At 37.2% G+C, this 3,806-nt stretch carries 4 protein-coding genes; all 4 read right to left on the minus strand.

What is annotated here, in order from left to right; translation table 11 throughout:
- Positions 1–212: vitamin K epoxide reductase family protein (locus K8S13_RS25750; RefSeq protein WP_367172688.1), on the minus strand; the 212-nt coding region annotated here is incomplete at its 3' end.
- Between the two features lie 6 nt (positions 213–218).
- The gene (locus K8S13_RS16735; RefSeq protein ID WP_291464259.1) at positions 219–2,318 is read right to left on the minus strand and encodes a tetratricopeptide repeat protein; all 2,100 of its coding nucleotides are present in this window, start codon (positions 2,316–2,318) and stop codon (positions 219–221) included.
- On the minus strand, positions 2,258–2,524 hold the full coding sequence (locus K8S13_RS16740) for a hypothetical protein (protein ID WP_291464261.1): 267 nt from the start codon (positions 2,522–2,524) through the stop codon (positions 2,258–2,260). The genes K8S13_RS16735 and K8S13_RS16740 overlap by 61 nt, the downstream gene beginning before the upstream one ends.
- 163 nt (positions 2,525–2,687) lie before the next feature.
- Positions 2,688–3,158 carry a prepilin-type N-terminal cleavage/methylation domain-containing protein gene (locus K8S13_RS16745; protein WP_291464263.1) on the minus strand — a complete coding sequence of 157 codons (471 nt, stop codon included), beginning with the start codon at positions 3,156–3,158 and terminating at the stop codon, positions 2,688–2,690.
- Positions 3,159–3,806 lie beyond the last annotated feature (648 nt).

Raw genomic sequence — 3,806 nt, forward strand, 5'->3', positions numbered from 1 at the left:
CCGATAAATATTGAATATGGACTCTGTGAAACCGTATCACAATTAATTGACCTGGAAATGGCACAGAAGCTTTCGTAAGCTATATCGGTATAAACCCGGTAGTGAGATATTGACAGGTATATAGAATCTAAAACCCCTCCTAATGCAAGAAATGCTACTGTCCAGAAATAAAAAGGGAATGGAAGTGGAATTATCTGTTTTTTTTTGTTAATCGCAGTTCAATACTCTTGATTATATTTGATTTTCCGTCTTCTTTCATTTTCAATAATAGGCATTATTAGCTTTTTTGATATTGGCGCATATCTTGGATTATCTGTATAATTTTCTATTTCTCGAACTATTTCTTCTCTATCAAACTGCTGGAACATTTTTTTCAAATAAATGGTGGCCTTATTTCCTTCTCCAGATCGGATACTGTTCTCCATAATAGCAAGATAAAAAACCATACTATCAGGATATTTTTCGATTGCATCCATTAGCAATTGCTCTGCTTTTGCATAACTTCCTGACAAACTTAGACAGACTGATGTGTCAAGAATTATACTGGTTTTGTCTGATGATATCGGATAAGCAGTTTTAAGGAAAGATAAAGCCTCTTTATATTTTTGTTGCCATAACAAAATATGGCCTTTCAGATTGAGGTATCTTCCGTTATCACTTTTTTTTGAAAGCAGAATATCAACATGTTCAAGCGCAGATTCAAAATTTTTGTTAATTATCAACGCTTCGACAAATTTTCGTCGATTTTTAAGATTTTCAGGATGGATTTTCAGCGCCTCGTAAAAGTATTTAAAAGCTTTTTGAGGATCGTCTTTACTATGGAAATAAATCAGTGCCATATTGCTATAAATATCGGCTTTCACATAACTTGATGGGAGATGTTTTTTCAGCGAGTCTTCAAAAAGTTTTAGCGCCATATCATATCGGTTGGGATGTTTACTGTTATCTCCCCAAGCAAGCTTGATGGCAAGGATATTTAAGGCCCGCGCATTATTTGGCGCCTTTGATACCGCATCCGTCCACAATGTGATATCATCTTTCCAGACTTGATTCCGAATAAATGTGCTGACTGAAAAAAACGCAACAAGAGATATAATAATAAAAATGGTTGAAGCATAAAATGCTTTATTTTTTGTTTTATATACTATTAAAAGATAGTTCAGCAGGTAAGCCACCGGCAGAAACAAAAAAAATGAGGGGAGGTAATTCCTGTGTTCAAAGATAATTTCAAGAGCAATGATGCTTGATTCTATGATATGGTTTATAAAAAAAAACAGGATCGCAAAGGAAAGGATCGGTCTTTTTATAATCTGTGAAACGGAGAACCCAATCAGAATAAAAATGATCAAAATGCCCGGTATGGTTGTCCAGGGTTTGAGCAGAGAGGATGATAAAACAATATCGTGGGCAATCGAAAACCGATCCGGCATAGGGATAAAAATCTGAGAAAGATAAAACAAAATCACCCTTGGTTGCGTAAGCAATCTCTCTGAAAGGGTAAACGTTCGTGTACTATATAGATCTAAAAAAGATAATGGATCTCCCCGCAAAAAAACAGCAGATCCCGCCAATAAAATCAACACAGCAATTATTGAAGCGGCCAGGAAAACCTTTTTTTTTGTCTTCCTATCGGAAAGATTCTGAAAAAATACAATTTCAATTAGCACTATAGCCATGGGCATCATGGCCGCATTGGGCTTTGAATTAACGCCGAGCAGATAAAAAGCAAGGCAGGATGAAAACCAGACAAAACGTCTGTTAAACGTATTGCTCAATCTTGCCTTTATGTAAGCATATAATCCGAGTATGTAAAAAAGGGCGGCAAGCTGGGCCATGCGCTGTACAATATAGGTGACTGCCTGGGTCTGTATTGGGTTGGCCGCCCATAGGATACTTGCCAGAAATGCGATGAAAACAGGATGTCCCAGGTAATTATTTTTTAGACTGGGCGTATCGAACAGGTTTAAAATAAAAATAAACAGGAAAAACGCAGTTATAATATGTATAACAGTGTTGACGATGTGATAGCCAACCACATTATCCTGTCCAAAATACCAGTTCAATGCAAAGGTGAGGCATGCAACCGGACGGTATGTCCTGTTGTTTAATTGTTCAGGATTATGATTGTCGGTAAAAAATGTCTTAACCAGCTTTCCCGGGTGAAGAGAATCGAGATGGAGATAGTAATTGTTAACTATGTTTGGTCGGTCGTCAAGATGCCATGAAGCGTAAAACGTGTTTGAATAAATGATAATTATCAGAAGGGAAAGTAAGAGAAAGGCAAACGATCTTTTATGAAAAATGCTATCCAATCCCATTTTATTGTTCTGATGTATATGCGGTTTTCGGCTTTTTGAAGTATTTCATATCGCGCTTCGGCATCGTTTGAAGTTTTCTCAAATGCTGCAAGTGAAACGATTAACATCTGCATTGGAACTGATCTTTTTACGGGCACCCTGCTTACGAAGCCGGATTTTCTGATAGCAGCGCTGCCGTTGAGCATCAGTACCGATTTTTCGTGCATCGATTTTTTCCATGCATGTCCTATGGCATATTTGAGCAAATTAGTCGAGTATTTATCTGTAGGGTTAACAATCCAATTAAAACGGTCTGATTTATAGCGTGAATAAATCAGACCGTTTTTATTTAAATTAACGTATCGTTATCTACTGGTATTTTTTAAACTATTATGGCGACATTAGTTTGGTAAAATCAGAGCCAGCAGCGCCTACACCACCACCCCAATCTGCAGATGGGGTTGTATAATCATCAGGACATCTGCCGCTAGTATCAGTAACTGTAATTGTAATGCCGTCGGCTGGATCGCCGGTAGCACTTATGATACTCCCGGTATTCGCATTTGCTGTACCAGCAAAGCTCAGGGTTACGGTTTTCGCAACACCAGCGGTTGTAAAATCAACTGCATTAGTACCGGCTTGAGTAGGCACAGCAACAATCGATGGGACAGAAAAATAATCTGCAATGCCGGCTGCAATAGCGTTTGCATCCGATTCCGCAGCAGAACAGAAACTCTTGTTCCTATAGGCAATAAAGTTCGGGATGGCAATGGCTGCCAGGATGCCGATGATGGCGATAACGATCATCAGCTCGATAAGTGTAAAACCTTTTGAATTGTTTCCTCTTAGTTTTTGTAACATTTTAAATCCTCCTTGATATTAATAATTTATTTATATTTACTTTATTTTATTTTACGATTTTTTTAAGTCAGCTTAAAAGTGCATCCTTCTTTTATTTTTCTTTTATTTTTTTTGCACCCCCTTTATAATATATATTGATTATAAAGTCCATTTTTTATTTTTGTTCTGAAGTTAACAAATGCAAGGAACATGCCATTTCTTTTGTTGTGGTATTAATATTTACAACATGTTGTTTTTCCAGAATATTACATTAAATCTAAAATATGTTGCAACTTTACAGCCAATATAAATGACAATATTTTACAAATATTGTTAATTTTTTGACAAAAATTGTCACTTTTCATTTTCCATTTAAATTAATTAGCCACCCCAGTTAAATCCACTTCGCTCCTTTTCTGCGAAAAATTTAACGGGGCAGGCCCCAGTACCATCTGCCGGAGCTTCGGGGCTTCGATATGCGGGATCTACGCTTCGCTACGACAGGCAGGCAAGAAGAGACATGAATTATAAAACTTTGACAAAAAGAGAAGAATCGTAACTCAGGTGGATAGGCTGAAGACTGTTAGGAATAAACGCATTTTGCAGCCATGTTTGGTGCAAGAATCACATTCCGCCAAAGTACGACAATTAATCTTTTCTGACCCCTTC

Source organism: Desulfobacula sp., assembly GCF_021107415.1.

Bases quoted from the DNA above. Each gene is read 5' to 3' on its own strand.
- K8S13_RS16735 (WP_291464259.1), bottom strand. From the start codon at position 2,318: ATGGGATTGGATAGCATTTTTCATAAAAGATCGTTTGCCTTTCTCTTA.
- K8S13_RS16740 (WP_291464261.1), bottom strand. From the start codon at position 2,524: ATGCACGAAAAATCGGTACTGATGCTCAACGGCAGCGCTGCTATCAGA.
- K8S13_RS16745 (WP_291464263.1), bottom strand. From the start codon at position 3,158: ATGTTACAAAAACTAAGAGGAAACAATTCAAAAGGTTTTACACTTATC.